This is a genomic window from Nonomuraea sp. NEAU-A123 (assembly GCF_018603905.1).
Classification (GTDB): Bacteria; Actinomycetota; Actinomycetes; order Streptosporangiales; family Streptosporangiaceae; genus Nonomuraea.
This window is the reverse complement of the sequence record NZ_JAHFZZ010000008.1, coordinates 424,952-444,338: the sequence shown is the minus strand read 5'-3', so window position 1 is coordinate 444,338 and position 19,387 is coordinate 424,952. Positions and strand designations below refer to the sequence as shown.

At 68.5% G+C, this 19,387-nt stretch carries 15 protein-coding genes and 1 pseudogene; 4 read left to right on the top strand and 12 right to left on the bottom strand.

The window, feature by feature from the left end:
* The first annotated feature begins 40 nt into the window (after positions 1–40).
* Complete coding sequence (holA, locus tag KLK06_RS27210) at positions 41–1,024, top strand: DNA polymerase III subunit delta (RefSeq protein ID WP_214638571.1); 984 nt, start codon at positions 41–43, stop codon at positions 1,022–1,024.
* A 42-nt stretch (positions 1,025–1,066) separates the two neighbouring features.
* Here the strand turns inward: holA and KLK06_RS27205 are convergent, their stop codons facing one another.
* Both KLK06_RS27205 and KLK06_RS27200 read right to left on the bottom strand, forming a co-directional pair.
* Complete coding sequence (locus tag KLK06_RS27205) at positions 1,067–1,528, bottom strand: TetR-like C-terminal domain-containing protein (RefSeq protein WP_214638455.1); 462 nt, start codon at positions 1,526–1,528, stop codon at positions 1,067–1,069.
* A gap of 95 nt (positions 1,529–1,623) precedes the next feature.
* On the bottom strand, positions 1,624–2,124 hold the full coding sequence (locus KLK06_RS27200) for a MarR family winged helix-turn-helix transcriptional regulator (RefSeq protein ID WP_250906124.1): 501 nt from the start codon (positions 2,122–2,124) through the stop codon (positions 1,624–1,626).
* A gap of 76 nt (positions 2,125–2,200) precedes the next feature.
* On the opposite strand from KLK06_RS27200, the gene KLK06_RS27195 reads away from it, so the two are divergent.
* Positions 2,201–3,406 carry an MFS transporter gene (locus KLK06_RS27195; protein WP_214638453.1) on the top strand — a complete coding sequence of 402 codons (1,206 nt, stop codon included), beginning with the start codon at positions 2,201–2,203 and terminating at the stop codon, positions 3,404–3,406.
* Here KLK06_RS27195 and KLK06_RS27190 read toward each other — a convergent pair.
* From KLK06_RS27190 to KLK06_RS27165, 6 genes are all read right to left on the bottom strand, one after another.
* Positions 3,327–4,061 (bottom strand): ABC transporter ATP-binding protein, encoded by a 735-nt coding sequence (locus KLK06_RS27190; protein ID WP_214638452.1) that lies wholly within the window; start codon positions 4,059–4,061, stop codon positions 3,327–3,329. The two genes, KLK06_RS27195 and KLK06_RS27190, sit on opposite strands and share 80 nt — an antisense overlap.
* Entirely contained in the window at positions 4,051–4,974 is a 924-nt protein-coding gene (locus KLK06_RS27185; protein ID WP_214638451.1) for an ABC transporter ATP-binding protein, read from the bottom strand. The genes KLK06_RS27190 and KLK06_RS27185 overlap by 11 nt, the downstream gene beginning before the upstream one ends.
* Positions 4,971–7,571 (bottom strand): FtsX-like permease family protein, encoded by a 2,601-nt coding sequence (locus KLK06_RS27180; protein ID WP_214638450.1) that lies wholly within the window; start codon positions 7,569–7,571, stop codon positions 4,971–4,973. The genes KLK06_RS27185 and KLK06_RS27180 overlap by 4 nt, the downstream gene beginning before the upstream one ends.
* Positions 7,568–10,612 (bottom strand): ABC transporter permease, encoded by a 3,045-nt coding sequence (locus KLK06_RS27175; protein WP_214638449.1) that lies wholly within the window; start codon positions 10,610–10,612, stop codon positions 7,568–7,570. Before KLK06_RS27175 ends, KLK06_RS27180 begins: the two co-directional genes overlap by 4 nt.
* Before the next feature lie 172 nt (positions 10,613–10,784).
* Positions 10,785–11,054 (bottom strand): 30S ribosomal protein S20, encoded by a 270-nt coding sequence (gene rpsT, locus KLK06_RS27170; RefSeq protein ID WP_214638448.1) that lies wholly within the window; start codon positions 11,052–11,054, stop codon positions 10,785–10,787.
* 148 nt (positions 11,055–11,202) lie between these two features.
* Entirely contained in the window at positions 11,203–12,192 is a 990-nt protein-coding gene (locus KLK06_RS27165; protein WP_214638447.1) for a glycosyl hydrolase family 18 protein, read from the bottom strand.
* A gap of 55 nt (positions 12,193–12,247) precedes the next feature.
* On the opposite strand from KLK06_RS27165, the gene lepA reads away from it, so the two are divergent.
* Positions 12,248–14,077 (top strand): translation elongation factor 4, encoded by a 1,830-nt coding sequence (gene lepA, locus KLK06_RS27160; protein WP_214638446.1) that lies wholly within the window; start codon positions 12,248–12,250, stop codon positions 14,075–14,077.
* A gap of 525 nt (positions 14,078–14,602) precedes the next feature.
* On the opposite strand, the gene KLK06_RS27155 is transcribed toward lepA, so the two are convergent.
* Together KLK06_RS27155 and KLK06_RS61635 are read right to left on the bottom strand one after the other, a co-directional pair.
* Positions 14,603–15,724: a protein-L-isoaspartate(D-aspartate) O-methyltransferase gene (locus KLK06_RS27155; RefSeq protein WP_214638445.1), complete on the bottom strand. Its 1,122-nt coding sequence runs from the start codon at positions 15,722–15,724 to the stop codon at positions 14,603–14,605.
* Positions 15,724–15,858: a hypothetical protein gene (locus KLK06_RS61635; protein ID WP_284735123.1), complete on the bottom strand. Its 135-nt coding sequence runs from the start codon at positions 15,856–15,858 to the stop codon at positions 15,724–15,726. Before KLK06_RS61635 ends, KLK06_RS27155 begins: the two co-directional genes overlap by 1 nt.
* Positions 15,859–16,513: 655 nt before the next feature.
* On the opposite strand from KLK06_RS61635, the pseudogene KLK06_RS63135 reads away from it, so the two are divergent.
* Positions 16,514–16,858 (top strand): annotated as a pseudogene (locus tag KLK06_RS63135) (DUF5753 domain-containing protein); the annotation flags it as partial.
* On the opposite strand, the gene KLK06_RS27150 reads toward KLK06_RS63135, so the two are convergent.
* Together KLK06_RS27150 and KLK06_RS27145 are read right to left on the bottom strand one after the other, a co-directional pair.
* Positions 16,855–17,268, bottom strand: a complete 414-nt coding sequence (locus tag KLK06_RS27150; protein ID WP_214638444.1) for a DUF4259 domain-containing protein — start codon at positions 17,266–17,268, stop codon at positions 16,855–16,857. The pseudogene KLK06_RS63135 and the gene KLK06_RS27150 sit on opposite strands and share 4 nt — an antisense overlap.
* Before the next feature lie 29 nt (positions 17,269–17,297).
* Positions 17,298–19,358, bottom strand: coding sequence for an ATP-binding protein (locus KLK06_RS27145; RefSeq protein WP_214638443.1), 2,061 nt, complete (start codon positions 19,356–19,358; stop codon positions 17,298–17,300).
* Positions 19,359–19,387 lie beyond the last annotated feature (29 nt).

The following is a 19,387-nucleotide window of genomic DNA, read 5'->3' as shown; positions in this document are numbered from 1 at the left end:
GGCTGGATCGTCGAGTACCGGCTTGTCGGTGGCGCATGGCATGCTGCTCGACATGGCGGGAACCCATCCAGCACTCGTGACCTTGGTCGTCGGTGACGAAGAGCTGCTGGCCGAGCGGGCGGTCAGCGGCGTGATCGCGGCGGCGCGAGCGGCCGACGGCGGCGCGGACGTGCACGATCTCATCGGCGGGAAGGTGACGCCGGGGGAGCTGACCCAGCTGACCTCGCCGTCTCTCTTCGGCGACCGTTCCGTGGTGGTGATCCGGTCCGCGCAGGATCTCGTCAAGGACGTCATCGCGGAGGTCGTGAAGTACGCGGCGCACCCCTCCGACGACACCGTGCTCGTCCTGGTCCACCCGGGCGGGGTGAAGGGCAAGGCGCTGGTCGACGGGGTCAAGAAGGCGGGGGCGAGCCTCGTCACCGTCAGCAAGGTCACCAAGGCCGGCGAACGGCTCGACTTCCTCAAGAACGAGATCAAGCGGGCGGGGCGCGGCATCTCGGCCGACGCCGCGCAGGCGCTGCTCGACGCGGTGGGCAACGATCTGCGGGAGCTGGCCGCGGCGTGCAACCAGCTGGTGTTCGACACGGAGGACAAGACGATCAACGCGGCGGCCGTGGCCCGCTATCACAAGGGGCGGGCGGAGGTCACCGGGTTCAACGTGGCCGATTCGGCGGTCGAGGGGCGGCTGGCCGAGGCGCTGGAGCAGCTCCGCTGGGCGCTCGGCACCGGAGTGGCCCCCGTGCTGCTGGTGAGCGCGCTGGCGGGAGGGCTGCGGGGCCTGGCCAAGGTCGGCGGAGCGCCGCGCAACCTCAGGGGCGGGCAACTGGCGAGCCACCTCGGCATGCCGCCGTGGAAGATCGATCGCGTCAAGCGGCAGCTCAACGGCTGGGGTCCGGAAGGCCTGTCACGGGCCATCCAGGCGGTGGCCGACGCCGATGAGCAGGTCAAGGGCGGCGGAGCCGACCCGGCGTACGCGCTGGAGCACACGGTGCAGGTGATCGTCGCCAGCCGTACCGGCCGGTAGCCGTAACAACCTACGGAAGCGTGACCTGGCCAAAGACCATGGTCAGGCACTCAGCGTCGCTGAGGCGTCGAAGACCAGTTGGACCAGGCGTTCGGCGAGTTCGTCATCCAGCGGCGAGCCGCTCAGCAGCCTGCGGTACAGAATGGTGCCCGCCCACAGGTCCTGAACCAGGCCGGTGTCGAGGGTGGCGGGCAGGTCGCCACGGTCGATGCCGCGGAGCAGGGCGACGGCGATGTTGTCGCGCTTGCGCAACAGGAACGTCTCGCGGAAGCGCGCCAGCAACTCAGGGCTGCGTGCCAGGTCGGCGGCCAGCGCGGGCACGGCGATCGCCATGTCGGCGTCCGCGTAGTTGTCGATGGTCATGTCCACGGCGAGGCGTAGCTCGGCCTGGGTGTCGCCGAGATCCGGGATCTCGTCACCTTTGAAGATCTCGGCCAGCGAGTCGGCCAGCAAGCTCGGCCGGCCCGCTGAAGCCGCCCGAGCCTGGAACCAGGCACTCGCCATCTACCGGGCCCAGCACCACACCGCGAAGATCACCTCCGTACACGCGAGACTCGCCGCCTTGACCACCGGCAACGCGTCCCGGGCCGTTCATGAGGTCAACGGCTGGATTCGACATGTACCAGGAGTCGTTTGAGCAGGCCGTCCAGGACCGCCTGTTCCGCCGGATCCAGGGCGTACACCATCTCGCTCTCCACCTCCCCCCGGATCCGCATGGCCTCCAGCCACAGCTCGTGCCCCTTGTCCGTCAGCTCCACGTCGACCCGGCGCCGGTCGTCCGTGCTGCGCAGACGTCGGATCAGGCCCGACTTCTCCAGCGTGTCGAGGCGGCCGGTCATCCCCGCGGGCGACAGCATCAGCTCCGTGGCCAGCTCCGAAGGCGTAGCTGAGCCGGCCCCGGCCACCAGCCGATGCAGCGTCTCGAACTCGAAGTCCTGCATCCCCACCTGCGCCAGCGCCGTCTCCTTCGTCTGACGCAGGTGCTTGACGAGAAACTGCATGCGCGTCACGACCGCTTCCACCCGCTCGTCGTACGGCGCCTTGCCCCGCCACCGAGCCAGGTGCCGATCAACAAAGTCTTCACCGTCGGCCGCGTTCATCGAGTCCACGAGCCAATCGTACGCCAGCAAGTATTTTGTTGACGAAACATTAGGCAGCGAATTAATCTCACCCTCCATGAGACTGCTGATCGGCCGAGCCATCTCCGCCCTGGCCACCGCCTTGATCCCCACCACCCTCACGCTCGCCGTCCTCCGCTCCACCGGCTCGGCCGAGGCTCTCGGCACCGTGCTGGCCTGCGAGATGATCCCCCTCCTCCTGCTCCTCCCGGTCGGCGGGGTGCTGGCCGACAGGTTCCGGCCCGAGCGGGTGGCCTTGGCGGCCGACCTGGTCCGCGGCCTCTCCCAGGCCGCCATCGGGATCGAGCTGCTGATGGGCGCCGGCCGCGTGCTCGACCTGGCCGTGCTGTCCGCCGTGGCCGGGGTGGCGATCGCGTTCGGCATGCCGGCCGTACCGAGGCTGGTCGTGGCCGTGGTGCCGGGCCCGGAGCGGCTGCGGGTGAACGCGCGCATCGGCGTGGCCACGAGCGCGTCCAGCGTGCTCGCCCCCGCCTTGTCGGGCGGTGTGGTGCTGGTGGCGGGCCCGGGGTGGGCGGCGCTGCTCACCGCCGCGCTGTTCGCCTGCTCGGCGCTCACCCTGGGCGGAGTCCGTTCGGCCAAGCAGCCCGCGAGAGCGCGGACCACGTTCGCGAAGGACCTGGCCGAGGGGTGGCGCGAGGTCAGGACGCGGCCGTGGTTCCTGAAGTCGGTGCTCGGTCACGGCGTATGGCACTTCATGGCCGGGTTGTTCCTCACGCTCGGCCCGCTGACCGCGGTCAAGCACCTCGGCGGCGAGGCGAGCTGGGTGCTGATCGTGCAGTGCGGCACGGTCGGCCTGGTGGCGGGGGTGTTCGTGGTGCCGAGGCTGCCCATCCGCAGGCCGCTGGTCGCCGTCCAGGTGGCCGCCGCGCTGTACCTGCTGCCGTTGGTGGCGCTGGCGGTGACGGCGAACGCGGTGCTGATCGCGGCGGCCTACTTCGCGGCGATGTTCGGGCTCGGGCTGCTCAGTCCGCTGTGGGAGACGGTCGTCGCCGAGGAGATCCCCGAGGGCGCGCTGGGGCGGGTGCGGGCCTTCGATCAGCTCATCTCGTTCGCGTCGCGGCCGTTCGGGCTGGCCGTCGCGGCGCCGCTCGCGGGGCTCGTGGGCATGACCGGGCTGCTGCTGGCGGGAGCGGCCGCCGTGGCCGTGGCGAACCTGGCCGCGATCACCGGCCTCCCGGCTTCGACTCGGCCTTCAGAAGAGACCCGTCCAGCGGCGGAGTCTCCCGGAGAACTCCGTCGCTGATCTCCAGCACCCGGTCGGCCAGTGTGATGAGGCTCGGGTCGTGGGTGGCGACGAGCGCGGTGACGCCCTCGCTGCGTACCAGGGCCCGCAGCAGTTCCATGATCTGCCGTCCCGTCTGGGAGTCGAGCTGCCCGGTGGGCTCGTCGGCGACCAGCAGCCGGGGCCGGTTGGCCAGCGACCTGGCGATCGCCACGCGCTGCCGTTGCCCGCCCGACAGCTCGTACGGCCGCTGGTTGGCGTGCTGTTCCAGCCCGACCAGGGAGAGCAGCATGCGCACCCGCGCATCCCGCTCCGCGACCGGTGTGCGGGCCAGCCGCATCGGCACGCCGACGTTCTCGGCCGCCGACAGCACCGGGATCAACCCGAACGACTGGAACACGAACCCGACCACGTCGCGGCGCAGCGTCAGCAGGTCGTCCTCGGACATCGAGGTGACCTCGGCCCCGGCCACGACGACCCGCCCGGCGTCGGGCCGGTCGAGCCCGCCGATCTGGTTCAGCAGGGTCGTCTTGCCGGACCCCGACCGGCCGCGGACGGCGATCAGCTCGCCGGGGTAGGCCGAGAATGACACCTCCCGCAGCGCCACGACCTCCTTCGGCCCGCTCCGATAGACCCGGCGCACCCCTTCGACGACGACCAAGGGCTCACTGCCCATCGGAGGGCTCCTCTCGGGCCGGCCACACGCCGATGTGGTCGGATTCGAGTTCGAGGCGCACCCGGCGCTCCATGTCCAGGGCGTTCATGAAGTCGCGGGGCAGTTGCAGCCGCCCCACGCGGTCGAGCACGGCGTACTCCTCGGCGACGCCCTCGCGGCGGAGCGTCTCGCTGCTGGTACGCCCGTCGCGGATGCCGATCGTCCGGTCGACCCGCTCGGACACCAGCGGGTCGTGGGTCACGATCACCACGGTCACGCCCAGCTCGCCGTTGGCCTTGCGCAGCGCCCCGAACACCTCCTCCGACGTCTCGCTGTCCAGCTCGCCGGTGGGTTCGTCGGCCAGGACGAGCTGCGGGGAGTTGGCCAGGGCGACGGCGATGGCCACCCGCTGCTGCTCGCCGCCGGACATCTCGGGCACCTTCCGGTCGGCGCGGGAGCCGACGCCCATCAGGTCCAGCAGGTCGGCCGCGCGGCCCCGGCGGGCCTTGCCTGTCCCTGGACGGCCCGCCAGCTTCATCGGCAGCTCGACGTTCTCGCGCGCGGTCAGGTACGGGAGCAGGTTGCGCGCGGTCTGCTGCCAGACGAACCCGACGATGTCGCGCCGGTAACGCAGCCGGTCCTTCGCGGTCATCGCCAGCAGGTCCGTGCCCGCCACCCGGGCCACGCCCGCCGTCGGCACGTCCAGGCCGGACAGGACGTTCAGCAGCGTCGACTTGCCCGACCCGGAGGCCCCGACGACGGCGACCAGTTCGCCCTTCTGGATGAGCAGGTCGAGGCCCTGCAGGGCGACCACCTCGACGCCCTCGGTCTTGAAGATGCGGACCAGGTTGTCGCACACGATGTGCGCGTCGCCGCCGAAGGCGGCCTTCCCCTCGGCGGCCCTGGCCTCCAGTTCGGACAACGTAGGACTCATGTGAGGTCACCCACTCGGAGTACGGCGCCGAGGTTGCGGCGGCGGCTGATGGCGGTGTGCGCGTAGGCGCCGAGCACCGCGACGGCGGCCAGCCCGCCCGCCAGGACGACGGGCAGGACCGGATCGGCGGAGTAGTCACCGACGGCCAGGTCGCCGGTGTAGGAGGACAGGTCGATGGCGGGCCCGAGCGCCGCGGGCAGACCGAGGCCGAGCGCGAGCCCGGCGAGCGAGGTGATGAGGATGAGCGGCAGGATCTCCAGCACCGTCAGGCCCCGCGCCTGCCGGTCGGACAGCCCCAGCGTGCGCAGGAACGACAGCGCCCTGGCCCGGTCGGCCGCGCCGATCACCAGCGTCACGACCACGGCGATGAGCGCGTAGACCGCCAGCGCGGCGGTGGTGATGAGCAGGACGTCCTGGACGGTACCGGTCAGCGGGTCGTCCTCGATCGCGGCCAGGGCCCGCTCCTGCGTGGTCACCTGGGCCGTGGGCTGTCCGGTGGCCGCCAGCAGGGCCGCCGGGTCGGCGTCGCCCCTGATCAGCAGGGTGTTGACGCCAGGGCGCTCGTTGGTCTCGAACGGCAGCACGATGAACTTGCCGCGCGGGTAGAAGCCGGGCAGAGCGGCGATCTCGCCGGCCGTGGTGACCTTCATCCGTTCGTACCAGCCGATCTCGAACGTGCCGCGCCCGCGCAGCTCGTGGGAGACCAGCACCGGGATCCCGGAGGTCCCGGAGGCGATGGCGGGCAGGCTGATCGGCGCGCCGTCCAGCAGCCGCCGCCATTGGCCCAGGTCGACGGCGATGATCTGGGCCCGCTCGCCGCCGTAGCCGATCTGCGCGCTGGCGGTCTGCGCGGGCACGAGCAGTCGCACGCCGGGCACCTTACGTACCCGCTCGATGGCGTCGGGGGGCAGCTCCACGGGTGAGGTCAGCTTGATCGGCGCGCCGACGCTCTGCCAGGACGCCAGGCGCTGCGTGGCCGACAGCCCGCCGGAGATCACCGCCCCGAACACCGACACGGCCAGCGCGGGCAGCAGGATCAGCACCGGCAGCGCGCTGGCGGATCGCGCCCTGGCCGCCCTGGTCAGGCCCAGGAAGGGCACGGCGAGCCGGCCGCGGGCGGCCAGTCGTACGAGGAGCTTGAGGGGGAGGGGATAGCAGCGGATGGTGATCAGCGCGGCGGCGACCGTCAGCGCGACCGGTACGAGGAGCAGGAACGGGTCCTGCCCGCCGGTCGTCAGGCCACGGGTGCGCAGCAGGTACGCGCCGGCCAGCGCGAGGCCGACGACCAGCACCTCCAGCGTGATCCGCCGGGCCGACGGGCGGGCGGCGGCCACGTCGTCGCGCCGCTCGTGCAGCGGCGCCCGGTGCGTCACGGACAGCCGCGCGGCCGCGTAGCCGACCGCGGTGAGCGGCACGAGGGCGGGTCCCGCGTGGGCAACCCACGGCACCGGCCCGGGCACCAGGAAGGCCAGCGCCCACCCGGCCAGCGCCGCGGGCGCCACCGCGATCGCGACGAGCGCCGCCCCGGCCCCCGCCACCTGCCGCAGCGACCCGCCGCGCGCCCGCGCCAGCGCGAGCGGGTGATCGATCCGCTCGGTCAGCAGTTGTACGGCCAGCACGAGCACCCCGAGCGCCACGGCCAGCAGGCCGCCGAGCACCAGGAACATCACGGTCTGCGCGGTGCCCAGCGCGGTCCCGAACCTGTCGAGCAGCCCCGGCAGGTCCGTCTCCAGCCGGTACTGGCTCCCGTTGCCCGCCATCTGCACCGGGATCAACCGCCTGTAGTCCTCGACGGCGGCACGCAGCTCGGGCACGTCGAGAGAGGCCGGCGCGGCGGGATCGACCGGCAGGATCCAGTTGTAGACCAGGTTGCGGTGGGCGCTGTTCAGGACGGCCAGGCCACTCGCCGGGATCAGCGCGGTCGTGCGCCGCTCCATCTCCAGCTGGCCGGGCGGCTGGACCTGCGTGACGTGCAGGACGTCGACGTCGTGGCTCCAGTAGCGGGCGCCGGGGTCCTTCGCCCGGAACACACCGACGACTTTGGCGGCGATCTGGTCGCTCTCGCCGAGGATCCGCACGTCGCCGATCTTCAGCCCCATCGTGGCGCGGGCCTCGTCGACGATGCCCACCTCGAACAGCGTGATCTCCGACCCGTTCCAGGGAAGGACGCCAGGCTTGCCCGGCGCCCGGCCGTCGATCCACTCGACCCGCCGATCGCCGTCCGACAGCCAGGCGAGGTTGATGTAGGTGAGCCCGTTCGACTCGTTGACCGGAACGTCGTACGTCTTCGCGCTCATCTGGCCGGTGGCCGAGACCAGCGGCCGCAGTCGCGGCGGGACGAGCGAGCGGAGGCGGGCGTCCTGGGTGGCGAACTGGCCGGGCTCGTGCAGGTCCGCCAGCGCCCCGCGCGACTCGGTCCGTACGGACAGGTCGGCCTGCTGCGCGGGCGCCTCCTGGAGGGCCCGGTGGAGCGCGTCGTCGTACGCGCCCTGCAGCACCCGCGGCAGCCCCGCCACGAGCAGGCAGGCGCTCAACGTCAGCAGGGACAGCACGGCGACCGCGCCGAGCCGCACCCGGGCGAGCAGCAGGATCCTCACAAGTCCTCCCGACCCTGCCCGCGCAGGTTGCGGGCCAGCACCGCGACGATGCCGAGCAGCAGCGCGGCCACCAGCGCCAGCATGGCCGCGGTCGCCGCCCATGGGATGTCGAGCAGCACATCGGGCGTGACCGCCGCGGCCTGCCCGGTGAGCACGATGTGCGGCACGACCAGCACGCCCACCACGATCGCCAGCGCCGTGCCCGCCACCAGTGACAGCCCGATAACGAACGCCTGCTCGATCGCCAGCATCCCGAACACCTGCCGGGAGCTCACCCCGAGCGCCCGCAGGATCGTGAACTCGGCCATCCGCTCCCGCGCCGCGACGGTGGCGTTGACCAGGAAGCCCAGCACCGCGAACGCCAGCGCGGCCACGAAGCCCAGGATCAGCGCCCCCTGCAGCCCGCTGGCCAGCGGGTCGTCCCGCAGCCGCTCGGCGAGTTCGCGCTGGTCGACGGCGGTGACGTCCCACTCCGGCCGCTTCTTCAGCGCCGCGAGCGCGGGCTCGGTGTCGCCGCCCTCGGCGGCGAGCCACCATTCGGTGGCCGGTCTGGGGATCTGTCCCGCCGCCAGGCCGTGCGCCTGCAAAGTGTCCCAGTCGGCCAGTACGGCGGGCTGGTCCGCGGCGGTCGTCGGCATGCGATCGACCAGGCCCGCAACCTTGATCTCGATGACCCGCCGGTCCAGGCTGACCCGGCTCACCTGGCCCGGCGAGAGCTTGAGCGAGGTGGCCAGATCGGTGGTGAGCACCACCGGCAGCGGGTCGGCCGGCTCGCCGAAGGCGACCGCGGCCGGCCGCGATCCGGTCACCTTCAGCGAAACGGTTCTGCCGGGGCTCAGACCGGTCACCGTGACCTGCGCGTCGCCGCTCTCGGGCGGATTGGCGACCAGGCCGCGGACGGACAGCGGGTAGGCGATCTTCCCGGTCCGCCCGGCCGGCTCCCCGAGGTCCAGGTCGATCTGGTTGTCGCCCCGATGGAGCAGGCCCAGGGACAGTTCGCGCCAGACGCCGAGCGCGTCCGAGATCATGATCCGCAGCGCCACACCGGCGTCGGCGCGGGCCCGTACCGTGAGCGTGGTGGGCCTGCCCGGCAGCTCCAGCGGGCCACCTCGCGGCCGGCCCGAGCGCAGTACCCGCGCCATTTCCCCGACCGATCGCGCCGACAGGTCGGGCCGTAGCTGGAAGAGCCGGTCGAGCTTGCCGGCGTCGAGGCCGAGCAGGACCGCGTCCTCGCCGCTGAGCTCCACCTGGCCGCGGAAGGCGGGGGAGACGGTCGTGACGCCCGGCAGCGCGGCGAACGCGGTGCCGCGCCCGAACGTGCCCAGCTCGGGACCGTCCGGTGGCCCGGAGATCCGCAGGTCGGTCCCGGCCTGGTGGCGGGCCTGGTCCTCCTGGGAGCCGCGCCAGGTGGCGGCCGTGGCCATGGACACGATGCCGATCGCGATGGCCATGGTCAGCAGCAGCGCGGGCCCCGCGTACCTGAGCGGCCGCCTGCTGACCTGCCAGACGCCGAGCGCCGGAGCCAGCGTGGGCCGCCTGGCGGTGAGCCGTTCGGCCAGCTTCGAGACGCGGGGCACCAGGCGCAGGCCCAGCATGCCGCCGGTGAGCAGCGCCAGCGCCGGGCCCGAGACGATGAGCGGGTCGATGCCGAGGTCGCCGGCGGCGGTCGCGGTGACGGGCGCGCCATAGCGCCGTAGCTGCCAGATGGCCAGCGCCGCGACCAGCAGCAGCGCCACGTCCGCCCCGGCCCGCCCGATCAGCCCGCGCCCGCCGCTCCGGCCGCGCGTCGACTGCTCCTCCACGTAGGTACGCCGGGCGCCCGTGAGGGCCGGGAGCATGAGGAGTACGGCCGAGGCCAGGGCCACGCCGATCGAGACCGCGAACGTGCCGAGGTCGGCCGAGGGCGCCAGCCGCACACCGGAGGCCTTGATCCAGGGCAGCGCGTTGACCAGGGCCAGCAGCGGCGGGCCGAGGAACGGCGCGACGATCGCGCACGGGACGGCCACCAGCAGCGCCTCACCGCCCGCCAGCGCGGCCAGCCGCAGCGTGCCCGCGCCGCGCGAGCGCAGCAGCGCCACCTCCATGCGGCGGTGGTCGGCGAGCAGGCGGGCGGTGAGCATGAGCGCGTATGCGGCCAGCAGCAGAAGCTGGAGCACCGGGATGAGCATGGTGGAGCGGGCCACCAGGGCGGCGGTGCCGAGCTGGGTGAGGATCTCCGGCAGGCGGCTGGTGGCGGTGCAGTTCGCGCAGCCGTTCGCCCGCAGCCGGTCGCGTAGCTCGCTCACCCGGCCGGCGAACGGCCGTAGCTGCTCCGGCGACAGCGTGCGCAGGTCCGGGACCGCGGTCCAGGTGGCGTTGACGTTCGTGGCGAAGCGGCTCAGGAACGTCTGCCGGGGGATCATCAGCGGGCCGTAGGTGGTGTACTCGCCTGTCTCGACGCCTCGGGTGAGCAGCTGTTCGCCGGTCCAGCGGTCGCCGAACGGGTCGTTGAGCTGGAAGACGCCGGTGATGCGGACTTTGACCGCCTTGTGGTCGAGGCGGCCCTCGGTGGTGATCTCCTGACCGGCCTTGAAGCCGCTCGCCGAGGCCGCCGACAGGGAGATCGCGGCTTCGACGACGTCGGTTCCGGCTCCTGGCCAGGCGCCGGAGATCAGCTTGGCGTGGGCGTCGAGGCCGTCATAGCTGCCGAACCTGAGCAGTTCGGGGGTCTTACGGCGCTCCTGGCCCGGCAGGACGTACGAGTCGGAGCGGAAGGCGGTCGTGATGGCGGCGGGCGCGCCCGCGTAGGCCCTGGCGAGCTCGGCGCGGATCGCCCGGTCGAGCGCCGGGAACGTCTCGGTGTTGACGGGCGTGGCGATGGTCGCGGCCACCTGGCCCAGCGACGCGGTCTCCATCGTGCGGCGCACGCCCACCTCGGCGATGGTGGAGGCGTACATCGTCAGCGCTACCAGGGTCGTGGTCGCCAGCAGGATCGACCCGAACGCGGCCAGTAACAGCAACGGCTCGCTGAACGCCCGTTTGACGACCAACGGCCCCCGCATGCGCCCCCCTTGCCCCGTTTAGTGAACCTTTGGGGATGCAAGCGGAGGGAGGCAAGGTGATCTTCAGAACGGTGACGGACCCGCAACGCCGGTGTGATATCGAAATCGTGACACAAAAAACGCCGCACCCCTTGACGGCGGTGCGGCGCTGTGGTGCCTTGCCTCTGGCGTCCTACTTGGCTGCCAGGCTGGCAGCCTGCTTGGCGATCGCCGACTTGCGGTTGGCGGCCTGGTTCTTGTGGATGACACCCTTGCTGACGGCCTTGTCGAGCTGACGGGCGGCAGCCCGCTGCAGCTCGGCGGCCTGCTGGGCGTCGCCCTGGTCGGCGGCCTCGCGGAACTTGCGCACAGCCGTCTTCAGTGAAGACTTGACAGCCTTGTTGCGCAGGCGAGCCTTCTCGTTCTGCTTGTTGCGCTTGATCTGGGACTTGATGTTCGCCACGAAGAAGCCTCGGTGAAAGTCTGGTGATGGATGGGGCGCGCGGGCTCGAGAGAGGGCGCGCCACACGCAGTTGAACAGGTTACCAATAACCCAGACGGCAGCTCAAATCAACACTCTGGGTACTGGCGCCTCGTTTCAGTGTACGGCCTCAGGAGAACCACTCGGTGGTGTATTCGCGCCAATCCTCCTCGGTGGCCGCGAAATCGACGTACAGGGCCAGGCCGAACCGCTCCCGCCTGCCGTGGTCTGTCAGGGCCAGCTTGGCGCCCTGGGCGGCCACGGCGACGCTCTCGGCGGAGTCACCCCAGCCGATGCCGTGGTCGTGGTAGGCGGGGGCGCCTATGAGGACCAGCTTCGTCTCGGGGACCAGATCGAGGGCGAGCGTGGCCTGGCGTGCGACATAGCCCCCGTAAAGGGACTGCGCGGGGGTGAAGGAGTCGTACGTCATGATGGCGATCTGGTCGACGCGGTCGGCGGCCTGCTTGAAGAAGCCGCTCGACCAGTACTTGTCGTGGCCGATGATCGCCCGGGCGGGCAGGCGCATCAGGGGGTACGGCTCGATCTGGGGCGTCGAGATGGACAGGAGCCTGGTGTGCCGGCGGGTTTTCTCGAGGAGGTCGAGGAAGTTGCGGTCGCCGTCACCGATCGGCTCGAAGTCGTAGTGGATGCCGTCGAAGCCGGTCCGCATGATGGCGGCGGCTCCGGCCAGGACGTTCTCGCGGGATTGGGCGTTGTCGAGGTCGAGGAGGCCGTCGACCTTCTGGCCGAGCCAGGCGGAGACGCGGAGGCCGGGGAGGTGCTGCCGAACCCATTGGACGAAATTTCGGGCGTTGGGGTATTTGGCGGGATCTAGGCGGCCGTCCTTCTCGAACGGCCCCGAATGGACGTACAAATTCTTGATGCCCGTGGCGCGTAGGCGTACCGCGAGCCGCTCCACGTCCGCCTCCGTACGGCGGCCGTCGACCCACGCGTGGCCGAGCCAGAGGGCGTCGTTGCCCGTGCTCTTCGCCCAGGCCGCTGGGGCACCGGTAAACTGAAGGCGGAGCGCGCCGGCCAGGAGGCCGATCAGCGCGACGACGATGGCCAGGGTCAGCGCGACAAGGCGCAGACCACGGCGAATGGCGGTTCGGGCAATCACCCGGGCATGTCACCATGAAAGACGCTTGACCTCAACCCTGTCGAAACGGACTTCGGTGCGCACTCAGCCTGGCCAGACCGACCCCGCGTTGATCCGCAACTTCTGCATCATCGCGCATATCGACCACGGCAAGTCGACCCTTGCCGATCGGATGCTGCAGATCACCGGTGTGGTAGACGACCGGTCCATGCGCGCCCAATACCTCGACAGGATGGACATCGAGCGGGAGCGCGGCATCACGATCAAGTCGCAGGCCGTGCGGCTGCCATGGGACGGCCACGTGCTCAACATGATCGACACGCCGGGCCACGTCGACTTCACCTATGAGGTGTCCCGGTCGCTGCAGGCGTGCGAGGGCGCGATCCTGCTGGTCGACGCCGCCCAGGGCATCGAGGCGCAGACGCTGGCCAACCTCTACCTGGCCATGAACAACGACCTGCACATCATCCCGGTGCTCAACAAGATCGACCTGCCCGCCGCGCAGCCGGAGAAGTTCGCCGAGGAGCTCGCGGGCCTGATCGGCTGCGACCCGTCCGACGTGCTCAGAGTCTCGGGCAAGACCGGCATAGGTGTGCGCGAGCTGCTCGACCACGTGGTGCAGACCGTCCCCGCGCCGGTGGGTGCCGCCGACGCGCCCGCCCGCGCACTGATCTTCGACTCGGTCTACGACACCTACCGGGGCGTCGTCACCTATGTCCGGGTCTTCGACGGCCACCTGGGCAAGCGCGAGCGCATCCTGATGATGTCCACCCAAGCCGCCCACGAGACGCTGGAGATCGGCGTCATCTCGCCCGAGCCCAAGGTGTCGGAGCTGGGGCTGGGTGTCGGCGAGGTGGGCTACCTGATCACCGGCGTCAAGGACGTGCGCCAGTCGCGCGTCGGTGACACCGTCACCTCGGTCGCCAAGGGCGCCACCGAGATGCTGGCGGGCTACGACCACCCCAAGCCGATGGTGTTCTCCGGCCTTTATCCGATCGACGGCGACCAATACCCCGAGCTGCGCGAAGCCCTCGACAAGCTCCAGCTCAACGACGCCGCGCTGGTCTACGAGCCGGAGACCTCGGCCGCGCTCGGCTTCGGCTTCCGCGTCGGCTTCCTCGGCCTGCTGCACATGGAGATCGTCCGCGAACGGCTGGAGCGCGAGTTCGGCCTGACGCTGATCTCCACCGCGCCCAACGTCGTCTACCGCGTGGTCATGGAGGACGGCAGCGAACTGACCGTCACCAACCCCTCGGAGTTCCCCACCGGCGGCAAGATCGCGCAGGTCTTCGAGCCGGTGACCAAGTCGACCATCCTGGCCCCGGCCGAGTTCATCGGCGTGATCATGGAGATCTGCCAGGGGCGGCGCGGTCAGCTCCGCGGCATGGACTACCTGTCGGAAGACCGGGTCGAGATCCGCTACACGCTGCCGCTCGGCGAGATCATCTTCGACTTCTTCGACCAGCTCAAGTCGCGCACCCGTGGTTACGCCTCGCTCGACTACGAGCCCGACGGGGAGCTGGAGTCCGAGCTGGTCAAGGTCGACATCCTGCTCCAGGGCGAGCCGGTCGACGCCTTCAGCGCCATCGTCCACAAGGACAAGGCCTATGCGTACGGCGTGGACATGGCCAAGAAGCTGCGCGAGCTCATCCCCAGGCAGCAGTTCGAGGTGCCGATCCAGGCGGCCATCGGGGCCCGTGTGATCGCCCGCGAGAACATCCGCGCCATCCGCAAGGACGTCCTGGCCAAGTGTTACGGCGGTGACATCACGCGTAAGCGCAAGCTGCTGGAGAAGCAGAAGGAAGGCAAGAAGCGGATGAAGATGGTCGGCCGGGTCGAGGTGCCTCAGGAGGCGTTCGTCGCGGCGCTGTCGACGGATTCGAGCGCCGACAAGACGAAGAAGTAGCCCGGCAGCTGCTGCCAAGGGCTCCCTTCAAAGGGCCTTCGCTTCGCTCCGGACGTCTTTTTCGGCCCACCCCTTGCCCGATTCGGTGGTTGGCCGTCTGATGCCCGCCCGCCCACAACGGCCCTCCGCTTCGCTCCGGACGCTCTCCCAGGCGGGCTGACGCCCGCCCCCTGGAGGGCCTCGCTGCGCTCGGACGCCTTCTCAAGAACGCTTCGCCGGGCCGGCTGGTTGGAGCGGACTGACCTTGGCGGCGACATCATCGAGACCGGCACCGACTCTTGCCACCTGCATCTGCGCGAGGGCGCTCAAAGCGGATACACGGCGAGGTGATCAGCAGCACCACGCCATTGCGGCTCTGGAACCTGCCTGGGAATCATGACCGACCGGAGTAGCAAGGGGCGCAACACCGCCATTCCTTGATCGCACGAGCTGCGTGGAGACGCCGGCGGAACTCGCTCACGCGCGCCCAATGGGTGGCCTTCGGCCATTTCGTCGCCACTTGTGTCGCATTTCGAGCCGCGAAACCTAGCGCTTTGGCTCAGGTGGCGCGACAGGGTTATCCGGAGAGTCCAGCCACACATATTGGCCAACGGGTGTGACGCACATCCCGAATCTGCTCAGCTCGGGTCTTTCCCATTCCGTCCACTGTGAAAAAGCCCTCTCTATCTCCTCCCACAGGTTGCGGGGCCCGACGTGCGCCACCTCACTGCCCGATACGTAAGCCTTGGAATCGCCGGTCCACAGCCAAGTTTGGAAGTCGTTCTCCCTGTCCACTTTTGCAGTGATGTCGGGGATCATTCCAGCAATGGCCATATCCGCTCCGTATCCAGCACGAAATACTGTCACAGGATCGATCTCTGTAGGCCTGTACCGGAAATCGTCCTCAAAGAGCGGTGGAGAAGCAGCGCGCTGGCTTCTTAGCAGCATGTATCCGGCGTACTCCGTGAAATTTCCGGACGCCGTGCCATGCTGGCCAACTGACAACCGTAGCTGATATCCAGGCTCATAACGGGGCATCCACGGCAGCACAATCACTCCGCCAGGCCGCGTCTGCCGCACCCACTCATAGGGGACCTCGAACACGCCACAAGTGACATGCACACGGTCGTAGGGAGCGTCGCGGGCCCATCCTCGTCCACCATCGCTTCGAACCAGGTGTGGCCGGTAACCGACCTCCCTGAGATTGCCAACTGCTGTCGAGAACACCTCCTCATCGATCTCTATGCTTGTCACACACTCCTCACCGACCCGATGTGACAGCAGGCCAGCCGTCCACCCTGGCCCCGTGCCGACCTCCAGCACCCGATCGTTCGTGTCGGCTCCGAGAAGTTCAAGGAAGTCCAGCACGACCCCCGGAGCTGACAGGGACGAGGTATAGCGCCCCGGCCCTTTGCTGATCTCCGTAGCCCCGTCATCGAACTGCGTGATGATCGCATGATCGGCGTAGGCCGCTTTCCACCATGCGTCTGGATTGCTCTCCCGATCGATCAGGTAGCCGGGGGCGTCGTCCGGTTCGGCCCAGGCCACCGCCGGCACGAAAAGGTGACGGGGCACGGCGAGCAATGCTGCCCGCCATGCCTTATCCGTCAACTCGCCGTTGGAGATCAAAGCGTTGACCATCGCAACATTGAATTCTTCGGGATTCATTAGTGCCTTCCGCCGCCCTTGCCGTTCTTCTCCGGCCCTGTCGGTTGTTTTGCCGTAAATGGTACGTCTTTCTTTTGTTCGCCTGCGTGTTTCGGCGCGGGCTTGTCGTCCTTATCGTCCTTATCTTCGCCCATGATGCTCCTTTTGCCACGCGGTTTGATGTCCGCTCTTGGGTCAACGTTAGCTTCAAGGTCTCGATCTCGATACAGCTATTCGGTGAGAAAATTGAGCCCTTAACCACTGCCACCTATCTTCGGGAAGGTGCCATTGTCCCGCTTGTACGAAGCGAGACAATTGTTTTCCTTTATGCTAAATTCTTTTCTTGTCTTCTGTAGATATGGCCGCGATTGATGTGCGGCGGCAACGCGGGCGCTCAACCCCTACCAAAGGACCCCCGCTTCGCTCCGGACGTCCTCCCAGACGGGCTGATCGCCCGCCCCCTGAAGGACCTCGCTACGCTCGGACCGCCTTCCCAAGAACGCTTCGCCGGACTGGCCTTGGCGGCGACATCATCGAGACCGGCACCGACTCTTACCACTTGACCTCTTACCACTTGACCCAGACCCAAGTCCGCGCACCGCCGATCGGAGACCTGGGGTGCGGACCCTGGTTTCAGCAATGGAGGTGAGCCCTTCTATCGAATCGCAGCCCTGGGCCCGCGCGGCCAGGGACGTTGCGCTCGGCGGTTACGTGCTGGCATTCACGTTGCTCCGGGCAGGCTCAACGACTTCAGCGAGGACGCCGCCGATATGGCCCAAGGCGTAAACAAGCGCGCTAAGTACTGCTTCTGAGGACGAGGTAGAGAGTCGCGTTGCGGTCCGCCAGGCTCGCCAATCGCTTCTCCGCGAAGGTCGACTTCACCTGTCTGCGATCGTGGATGAGGCAGCCATCCGACGACTGATTGGCGACCGCTCTGTCATGGAGGAACAGATCGACCGCATCGCGGAGATGTCCAACCTTGCCAACGTGCCATTCCAGGTGATCCCCTACTCGGCAGGGGCGCACCCAGGCATGACCGGCTCGTTCTCAATCTTGGAGTTTCCCCCGAGACGGACGCGGACGTGGTCTACATCGACTCAGCGGCGGGAGATCTCTTCGTGGAACGGGAAGCCGAAGTGTCTCGGTATACACTAACTTTTGGGCACCTTCAAGAGATTGCCTTCTATGACGGCCACGGCCTCCGGAGAGGAGCCGCTCTCCTCCCAGAGTTCCAGCCACTCCGAGTCTTCTCCCATCACCCGGTCCAGCGCCCGCACGGCCAGCGCCACGAGTTCGTCATCGACCTCCACACTGCCGCCTTCCAGCAGGAAATCCGGCGCATAAGGCGAGGTGATCGGCACGCCGCTGCGTTGAGAGGCGACGATGGCCGCTGCCGCGATCGCCTCCACCGCCTCATCGCTGTCCAGATATTTCGCACGACCCGCAGCGCCTTTGAGCGCCTTGCGGACCAGAGCCGGACGCCGCTTAGGAGCTGCGTTGTGCAGATCACCGCACCAGTCGGCGGCCGAGTCGTTGTCGAACGGTCCCACATCCCATGTGCCCATGGCCGATTCATATCGGACCTCACCGACATTTAGCCCCCCACCACCACGACCGCTTCGGGTGCGACCTCCCCATGCACTCGCCGAAGGTATTCCACAGCGTGTTCTGTGGCCGGGTCATGGTTCAGCCGTTCCCGGTAGAAATGGAGCCGATCCTCGCAATCATCGATGATTTCGCCCCACGTACGGGCCCAGATACGAACCCCTCCCTCCCACTCGGCGATGCAGCCTGGCGGACGGTTCGGCGCGCTGGCATCACGTCTGACGATCTCCGCCATCTCGGTGGATACGACCCAGAAGTCCCAGGAAACGCGGGCATCGCGGAACTGCGGATCGCTGACGATCGCCTCCGCATAGCTCTTGATCTGGGCGACCTCCGCTTGGCCGATCTTGACCTTGGGAGCCTTGAGTTCGACTATGAGGTGCTCTCGCCCGAAGCTTCCTCGGTGAGCACGCCCCAGCAGGAGATCGACGATGCCCGTCCGACCGTCCTCACGGCGGACCGGATTGAGCTTGCCGTCTTCTGACTCCCGGCCAAGCTCTTGGAGATGGCGAACGAGGATCGCATCCAGGCTCTGGTCGCTGACCATCAACGCGTAGGCGTCGCCGAAGATCCAGGTCTCGCGTTCGAGGATCTTGTGCAGCTCGCACCGTTCCTTGACCGTCCGGCTGATCTCCGGCTCGAAGACCAGCTTTTTCAGCGCGGCCAGGAAATCGAGCCGGTCGCTGACCTGTCCTGTTGCCTTGATCACTTCAGAGAGGCTCGTCCGCTGAAGGATCCGCTTGAGCTCCTCCTGTTCGGACTGAGGCAGCCGGAACAGTTCGTCAAGTACTGGGTAGAGCCCACTTGGATCACGGGAAATGATCTCTCTGAGCAGCCGCAAGGTGGTCTTCTTGCTCTGCGTCACACCTGGCAGTCGCCGGGAGATCCGCGTGGCCACCTCGTCGAACATCTCACGTTCGACAGCCTGCGCGGGCTCGGCAGGCTCCTCAGAATAGGGATAGACCCCCTCGATCTTCCACTCTTGGATGAGCCTGGTTCGGCGCTCTTGGTCGTGTCTCTTGACGTGCGCACGGAGTGTCTCCCGCGCGAGCGCCAAAAGGGGTCCGATCTCGTCCATCTCCGCCAAGGGCAGATCGTCCCGGCGTTCGACGAAGCCGTCCCACAGCAGGTAGGCCGTGAAGTGGTAGCCAGGCGCCTGGATGCCCGGGGAAGGCTCATCGAGGACGACACCATTGGCATCACAAAGGGCGAGTACCCGGCCGACATCCTTTGGCCATTCGATAACGCGCAGCAGCGGTTCGGCATATCCGCCCGAGTCCGGCCACGGCACTGAATATTCGGCCATGTCGGTCCACACAGTGGCCGGGTCAAGGGCGGTGCCCTGATAGATGATCTGCACATCAAGATTGGCCGCCAGGAACGGCGCGAATGTCGAAGCGAGCCGTTGGGCCGTGTCGTCCTGGGCGAGACGGGTAACGAAGTCCGCCGGGACCGATGCTTCCACTCGTGTCCCACACGGCATCTCTACGTATTCGGGTGCGGAAATATCGAAATCCGCAGGACTGTCGACCATTCCGCTGATGACTGTACGTTCAACCCGGCCGTCGGCGGCCCTCGCGACCGTGGTCCATTGGACTTGCCCGCCGAGCGCGAACGCGCGGAGCCTGCCTTGCCCACTTCGTCCGTGGAGCCCACGCTTCGGCTGCGGGGAAACCTTGGCAGTGATCTTCCAGGACCCGCTCAGGCCCCCGAAGTAGTTCGCGCAGGAGGCGTTCGGCATGCCGTGGCCGTTGTCGGTGATACGGACCGACTCCACGCCGTCCAGCTCGTTGACCTCAAGATCGACGTTGACAAGACTCGCTTCCGCGTCGAGCGCGTTCCAGATCATCTCCGCGACCGCGCCCACTGGGTCCTTCTGCCGGGCAAGGCGCAGCAGATGGTCCGGTTTGGCCTCGATGTGAACGGTAGACACCTGGCCACGATCCCAGACCACGTGCGGAATCACCGGCAAGATCGCTGGAACAGAGCGTCCGCCTGGGGGAAAGGGTGGATTTGCCGATCCGTCGTCGATCACTTCTATCTGGACCACGGCGGTAAGGGCGACGGAGAAGACTGTGC